The sequence below is a fragment of the Streptomyces sp. SPB074 genome (assembly GCF_000154905.1).
GTDB lineage: Bacteria > Actinomycetota > Actinomycetes > Streptomycetales > Streptomycetaceae > Streptomyces.
Map to the genome: position 1 here is coordinate 64510 of NZ_GG770539.1, position 6241 is coordinate 70750.

The following is a 6241-nucleotide window of genomic DNA, read 5'->3' on the forward strand; positions in this document are numbered from 1 at the left end:
GCGGGCCGGGAACGGGCCTGCCTCGCCCGCTGGTCCCCGGCGAAAAAGAGTAGCGGAGGTACTGACGGGACGCGCAACCTTTGGTTGACGGAGGTCCCACCGAGCGAACGCCCCGGAGCGGGCCCCGGGCACCCGCGCTGTCTTGGTCCAGGCACCCTCGCGGGCCAGGCTCGGCCGCTCCGCCGCCCCCGCCGCGATGCCGTCGGAGGCGGCGGAGCAGGATCGGGCGCATGGCGAGTACCCCCGCGCGGTTCACGGAGCTGTTCGAGCAAGGCCGGAAGGCGCTTCTGTCCAGGGAGGTGCCGCGCCAGGAGCCGCCCCGCGAGGGCGGCGGACGCTGGGGGCTCACCGTGGCCCTGCGACCGGACCCGGCGGTCGCGCGCCGCCTCGAGCGCCTGACCGCGGCGGCCATGGCGGTGGCGGGGGACGCGCACTGGCCCACCGGCGCCGTCGTCTCCTCGCACTTCACCGTCCGGACCCTGGAGCGCCACCGGCGGGCCGTTCCCCGTGACGACGAGCGGGTCACCCGGTACCGGTCGGCGCTGCGCCGGTCGTGCGGCCGGGTGGGACCCGTCCGGCTGGAGCTGACGGGGCTCACGCTCACCCCCACGAGCGTCATGCCGTGCGCCTCCTCGCCGGACCGCGCCGCCGACCGGTTCGCCGCGTGCCTGGCGGAGGAGCTGGGGCACGACGGCTGGTTCGAGGCCGGGTTCACCCGTGACATCTGGTACGCGAACCTGGTGCACCTCACCGGGCTTCCCCCGCGTCCCGAGGCCCCGGTCGCGTGAATGGCCGCCCGCCGGGGCCTGGACCCGGGGTCCAGCGAGCACCGGTCGGCGGAGCTGATCGCCTGGACGTTCGGGGACCGGCACATGGTGCCGACGACGCTCGGGCACGAGGAACTGGGCGAGCCCGCCCGGTGAAGAGCCGTGCCACCGGCTCGGGACGCGCGCGGGAACGAGGGGCCCGGACGCGGGCGCGGAGCGGTCGGCACCGGATGCGCGCGGGAACGCGGCGCCTGGGCTGAGCGCGCGAGCGCATGACGCGACGTCCGGCGACCGGGGGCTTTCCCAGCCGTTCAGCCCTTCCCGCGCGCCGGTGACGCGTGCAGGACGCAGTCGCCGCACAGGGTGCCGCGCGGGGTGCGGTAGTAGAGGCAGCAGCTTTCGCGGCGGTAGGCGACGCCGAGGTCCGGTTCGTACAGGTAGGTGCCGCCGTCGCCGAGATCCCCGGCGCGCAGGAGGCGGGCGGCGAGGTGGCCGGGATCGCGGGGAGCGCCGGGGAGGCGGTCGAGCAGGACGCGGACCGTGCCGGTGAGCGCGGAGGCGGTGTTGCCGCGCAGGGTGCGCGGGGAGAGGCCGTAGCGGGTGCGCAGGTGCACGTGGAGCGGCGTGAGGTGGGCGGCGAGGAGGGCGAGCAGGGCCGGGACCGGGTCCTCTGCCGCCGGCCGGGCGGTGGGCCCGGGAGCCCACAGGCGGGGCGCGCCCTCGGGCGAGAGCGCGAAGCGGAGCCGGTCCGGGCCGAGGTCGGGGACACCGCCGCCGAGCGCGACGGGGCCGAGGGCGAGGGACCACAGCCGGGCGACGTGCCCCAGGTGCACGGTCGAGGCCGCCACGCGCCCCGCTCCGGTGCCGAGACGAGCGCCGACGAGGGCCGTCCAGTCCTCGAAAGGGGCGCCGGGGAGCGCGGCGAGCGGCCGGTAGGAGGCGGCGTCGGGCGGGGGCGCGGTCGCGACGGCGAAGTAGGGGCCGAGGGGGGCGAGGCGGTCGAGGAGTTCGGCGGGGGCCGTCATGGGGGGCGTGTCCGTTCCCGGCGCGGGGCGCGCCGCGTGCGGGATCGTTTCACAGTGCCGGGCGGCTGCCGTGCGCGGTGGGCGCGCTCGTAGGCTGAACGCGGGACGCGACCGGTGCCCCGGGAGTTTGCGCCCGCCCTGGGGCGGCCCTCCGGCGGTCGCGTGCGGGGCGAGGCGTCGGTACGACTGGGTACGGCGCTCGTACGACTTGGGACGGAGCTGTGGGCACACCATGAGGATCGATCTCACCGACACCACTTCCAGCGACATCAACAAAACCCTCGTGTCGGCCCGCCGGGCGCTCGGCACCCCGACCGTGGGACGGGTGCTAACCCTCCTCGTCGTCACCGACGAGGAGGACGCCTACGACGCCCTGCGCGCGGCGGGCGACTCCGCGCGCGAGCACCCCGCGCGCATCCTGCTCGTCATCCGCCGCACCTCCCGTTCCCCGCACCACCGCGCGCTCGTGCGCCTCGACGCCGAGGTGCGCGTCGGCGCGGACGACGCGGGCGCGGGCGAGATCGTCGTGCTGCGGCTGTACGGCGAGGTCGGCAGGCACGCCGATTCGGTGGTCCTGCCGCTGCTGCTGCCGGACGTGCCCGTCGTGGCCTGGTGGCCGTACGGCGCCCCGGAGAACCCGGCGGCCGACCCGCTCGGCGCCCTGGCCCGGCGGCGCATCACCGACGCGTACGCGTCCGAGGACCCCCTCTCCTTCCTGGGCGGGCTCCGCCGCTCGTACACACCCGGGGACACGGACCTCGCCTGGACGCGGCTCACGCTGTGGCGCTCGACGCTCGCCGCCGCGCTCGACCAGGTGCCCGGCCCGGTCGGGTCCGCGGTGGTGGAGAGCGAGGCGGACAACCCGAGCGCGGAACTGCTCGCGCGGTGGCTCGGGGCGCGGCTCGGCGTGGATGTCGAGCGGGTCGTCACGGCCGGTCCCGTCATCACGGCGGTCCGGCTCGGGACGGCGGCGGGCGAGCTGAGCGTCGAACGGCCCGAGGGCCCGCTCGCGACCCTCGCCCTGCCCGGGCGCCCGCCCCGCCCCCTCGCCCTCAAGGTCCGCACGCTGCCCGAACTGCTCTCCGAGGAGCTGCGGCGGCTCGACCCGGACGAGGCGTACGCGGAGGCACTGCACGCGCGCACGGTGACGGAGGCGGCCACGAGCTGAGCCGGCCGACCGCGAGGGGCCCCGTTCCGGCAGTACGCCGGGGCGGGGCCCTTCCGCGTCGTGGGCGCCGTCGCTCCCGGGGGCGGGTCTGTGGGCGGGGACGGGCCCATGGGCGGAGACGGCGGGGGGTGCCTCTATGTCTTTCGTCAAGGCACCCCTGCCGGGTTTGAGATAGTTCAGGGGCTTTGAGGTTATGCGGCGAGTTCGATGTTCTTTGGCGTGCGGGGTTCGTAGAAGGTGCCGTCGCGGAGCATGGCGAACAGGACGCTGACGCGTTGGCGGGCGAGGCGGAGGAGGGCTTGGGTGTGGGTTTTGCCGTGGGCTCGTTGCTTGTCGTAGTAGGTGCGGGAGGCGGGATCGGCGTTCATGCAGGCGAAGGCGGACAGGAACATGGCTCGTTTGAGCTGCCGGTTTCCGCCCCGCGGGGCGTGTTCGCCGTGGATCGAGGTGCCGGACGACTTCGTGGTCGGGGCCAGGCCGGCGTAGGAGGCGAGGTGGGCGGCGGTGGGGAAGCTGGTGCCGTCGCCGACGGTGACCAGCAGGGCGGCGGCGGTCCTGACGCCGACGCCGGGCATCGACGTCAGGACCGGGGAAAGAGGGTGGGCCTCCAGCAGGAGGTTGATCTGGGCTTCCAGGGCCCGGCGCTGGGTGTGGACGGCGGCGAGCGAGGCGGCCAGGGAGGGCACGACGATGTCGAGGGTGCCGGTGCCGGGCACGACGACGGTCTGTTCGTCGAGCGCGTCGAAGACGTCGTCGATCAGCCGCTGGGCCATGCGCGGCGCCTTGGGCCGGATCAGTTCCACGAGTCTGCGGCGGCCGGCCTTGCGCAGGGCGGCCGGGGAGCCGTGGCGCTCCAGGAGCCAGGTGACGGCCTGGTGGTCGAGACGAGGGCCGAGGACGCGTTCGAGGCTGGGGTGGAACTGGGTGAGCAGGCCGCGTATCCGGTTGCTGGTGCGGGTGGCCTCGGCGGCGAGGTCCTGGTCGAAGCCGACGAGCACGGTCAGCTCGGCGGTGATCTCGTCGGTCAGTTCCAGCGAGCGCAGGGTGTGAGGCATCGTCCGCGCGGCGTCGGCGATGACCGCCGCGTCCTTCGCGTCGGTCTTGGCCTCGCCCGGGTAGAGGTCCGCGATCCGGCGCATGGCCAGGCCGGGCAGGTAGGCAACCTGGCAGCCCGCGTCGCGGGCGACGGTCAGCGGCAGGGCGCCGATGGAGGCAGGCTGGTCCACGATCACCAGCACGGTGCCGAACCTCGCGGTCAGTTTGTCGAAGACGGCCCGCAGCTTGGGCTCGCTGTTCGGCAGTCGCTTGTCGAAGACCTTCTTCCCGGCCGGGGTGAGCCCGTGGCCGTGATGGCTGCTCTTGCCGACGTCCAGGCCGAGGAACACGCCTACGTCTTCGATCTCGAACATCGTGCCTTTCCCAGGGTGTTGACGGTGCCGGCCTCGGCTTCGGTGTCGTGCGCGCGCAGCCACGTCATGCAGACCTGCCGCTCGCGAGCTGTCCGGCATTGCGCCGGACCGGGCGGTGGCCGGACCTCTCATCAGCGTCTCCGACGGCACCTCCCGGGCCCGGTGACACCACCCCCCAGGTCACGCCTTCGACAGGGGGACACAGCCATGCCGGACCCGGAGGCCAGCGGCCCCATTGCGGAACCGCAGAAAACATAACGGGGGACGATTGGCGCGACCGCCTCGTGAAGCACGCCACGCGCCCCGCGTTTGCATTAGCCCGCGCGTGCAATCTCGGTTTCGGGACGGCCCCGCTCGGCAACATGTTCCGCGCCATCCCGGAGGAGGAGGACCAGGCCACCCTGCGGGCCGCCTGGGACCAGAGCATCCGGTACTACGACAGCGCCCCCTTCTACGGTGCCGGTCTCGCCGAGATCCGGCTCGGCGAGATGCTCGCCGAGCACCCCCGGGACTCCTACGTCCTCTCCACGAAGGTCGGCCGCGTCATCCTGGACGAGGTCGAGGACCCGGCGACGCGCGATCTCGGCGAGAAGGGCGGCCTCTTCGAGCACGGCCGCCCCAACAAGATCGTGGACGACTACTCGGCCGACGCCACCTACCGCTCGATCGAGGACAGTCTCCAGCGGCTCGGCACCGACCTGCTCGACATCGTGTGGGTCCACGACATCGCCCAGGACTTCCACGGCGACCGCTGGCTCGCCCAGTTCGAGACCGCTCGCACGGGAGCCTTCCGCGTGCTGTCGAAGCTGCGCGAGGAGGGCGTCATCAAGGCGTGGGGCCTCGGCGTCAACCGCGTGGAGCCCGTGGAGCTGACCCTGGACCTGGACGAGCCGCGTCCCGACGGCTTCCTCCTCGCCGGGCGCTACACGCTCCTCGACCACGCCCGCGCCCTCCAGCGGGTGCTGCCCACGGCGACCGAGCAGGGCGTCGACCTGGTCGTCGGCGGCCCGTACAGCTCCGGTGTCCTCGCGGGCGGCGCGCACTTCGAGTACCAGGAGGCGCCCCGCGAGATCATCGAGCGTGTCCAGCGCATCCGTGAGCTGACCGAGCGGCACGGCATCTCCGTCAAGGCGGCGGCGCTCCAGTTCGCGCTGGCCCACCCCGCGTCCGTCGCGGCGATCCCCGGTGCGACGCGGCCCTCGCGCATCGCCGAGGACATCGCGGCGCTCGACGAGCGCGTGCCCGCCGCCTTCTGGGCGGAGCTGCGCGAGAGCGGGCTGCTCAGCCCCGAGGCGCCGCTGCCCACCGCCTGACCGCCCTCCCCTTCCCCCTCCACACACACGCGGGACTCCCGCACACGCAGTACCCCCACGCTTGAAGGAGCACCCCATGGCTTCCACTTCTGTGAGCCGCGTCGTCCCGGCGGACCCCGAGACCGTCTGGCGGCTGGTCGGCGGCTTCCACGCGCTGCCCGACTGGCTCCCGTACATCCCGGAGAGCACCCCCCTGGAGGGGGGGGCCGCGCCCGGCGGCTGCGCAACGAGGACGGCGAGGTGATCGTGGAGCGCATGACCGCGTTCGAGGACAGCGCACGCCATTACACCTACACGATCCTCGAAGCTCCGTTCCCGGTACGGGGCTACCTCTCGACCCTGCGCGTGCACGAGGTGCCCGGTGCTCCCGGCAGCGCCGAGGTCGAGTGGACGGGGCGCTTCGTGCCGGACGGCGTGAGCGAGGAGGAGGCGGTCGCCCTCTTCACCGGCATCTACGACGAGGGCCTGACCGCGCTCGAAGCGGCGCTGCGCGCCTGAGCGCGGGCCGTGCGCCGCTGTCCGCCCCGTGCGAGGTCCCTTTCCCCCGCCGCCCTCCGCG

6 protein-coding genes and 1 pseudogene are annotated in these 6241 nt (G+C 74.1%); 5 read left to right on the plus strand and 2 right to left on the minus strand.

The features are described from left to right. Window positions 1-230 precede the first annotated feature (230 nt). Both SSBG_RS00305 and SSBG_RS35305 read left to right on the plus strand, forming a co-directional pair. Window positions 231-788 (plus strand): hypothetical protein, encoded by a 558-nt coding sequence (locus tag SSBG_RS00305; RefSeq protein WP_234010289.1) that lies wholly within the window; start codon window positions 231-233, stop codon window positions 786-788. Next, on the plus strand, window positions 789-923 hold the full coding sequence (locus SSBG_RS35305) for a hypothetical protein (RefSeq protein WP_267880248.1): 135 nt from the start codon (window positions 789-791) through the stop codon (window positions 921-923). It begins immediately after the preceding gene. Between the two features lie 155 nt (window positions 924-1078). Here SSBG_RS35305 and SSBG_RS00310 read toward each other — a convergent pair whose 3' ends face one another. Next, window positions 1079-1792, minus strand: a complete 714-nt coding sequence (locus SSBG_RS00310) for a (2Fe-2S)-binding protein (RefSeq protein ID WP_037868571.1) — start codon at window positions 1790-1792, stop codon at window positions 1079-1081. Between the two features lie 232 nt (window positions 1793-2024). Between SSBG_RS00310 and opcA the strand changes: the two genes are divergently transcribed. Further along, window positions 2025-2960 (plus strand): glucose-6-phosphate dehydrogenase assembly protein OpcA, encoded by a 936-nt coding sequence (opcA, locus tag SSBG_RS00315; protein WP_008744249.1) that lies wholly within the window; start codon window positions 2025-2027, stop codon window positions 2958-2960. Between the two features lie 191 nt (window positions 2961-3151). Here the strand turns inward: opcA and SSBG_RS00320 are convergent, their stop codons facing one another. Beyond that, entirely contained in the window at window positions 3152-4369 is a 1218-nt protein-coding gene (locus tag SSBG_RS00320; protein ID WP_008744250.1) for an IS110 family transposase, read from the minus strand. 284 nt (window positions 4370-4653) lie between these two features. Here SSBG_RS00320 and SSBG_RS00325 point away from each other — a divergent pair, with 284 nt between their 5' ends. Both SSBG_RS00325 and SSBG_RS00330 read left to right on the plus strand, forming a co-directional pair. Then, on the plus strand, window positions 4654-5682 hold the full coding sequence (locus SSBG_RS00325) for an aldo/keto reductase (RefSeq protein ID WP_008744251.1): 1029 nt from the start codon (window positions 4654-4656) through the stop codon (window positions 5680-5682). A 76-nt stretch (window positions 5683-5758) separates the two neighbouring features. Then, window positions 5759-6180 (plus strand): annotated as a pseudogene (locus SSBG_RS00330) (SRPBCC family protein). Window positions 6181-6241 lie beyond the last annotated feature (61 nt).

Bases quoted from the DNA above. Each gene is read 5' to 3' on its own strand.
- SSBG_RS00305 (WP_234010289.1), top strand. From the start codon at position 231: ATGGCGAGTACCCCCGCGCGGTTCACGGAGCTGTTCGAGCAAGGCCGG.
- SSBG_RS35305 (WP_267880248.1), top strand. From the start codon at position 789: ATGGCCGCCCGCCGGGGCCTGGACCCGGGGTCCAGCGAGCACCGGTCG.
- SSBG_RS00310 (WP_037868571.1), bottom strand. From the start codon at position 1,792: ATGACGGCCCCCGCCGAACTCCTCGACCGCCTCGCCCCCCTCGGCCCC.
- opcA (WP_008744249.1), top strand. From the start codon at position 2,025: ATGAGGATCGATCTCACCGACACCACTTCCAGCGACATCAACAAAACC.
- SSBG_RS00320 (WP_008744250.1), bottom strand. From the start codon at position 4,369: ATGTTCGAGATCGAAGACGTAGGCGTGTTCCTCGGCCTGGACGTCGGC.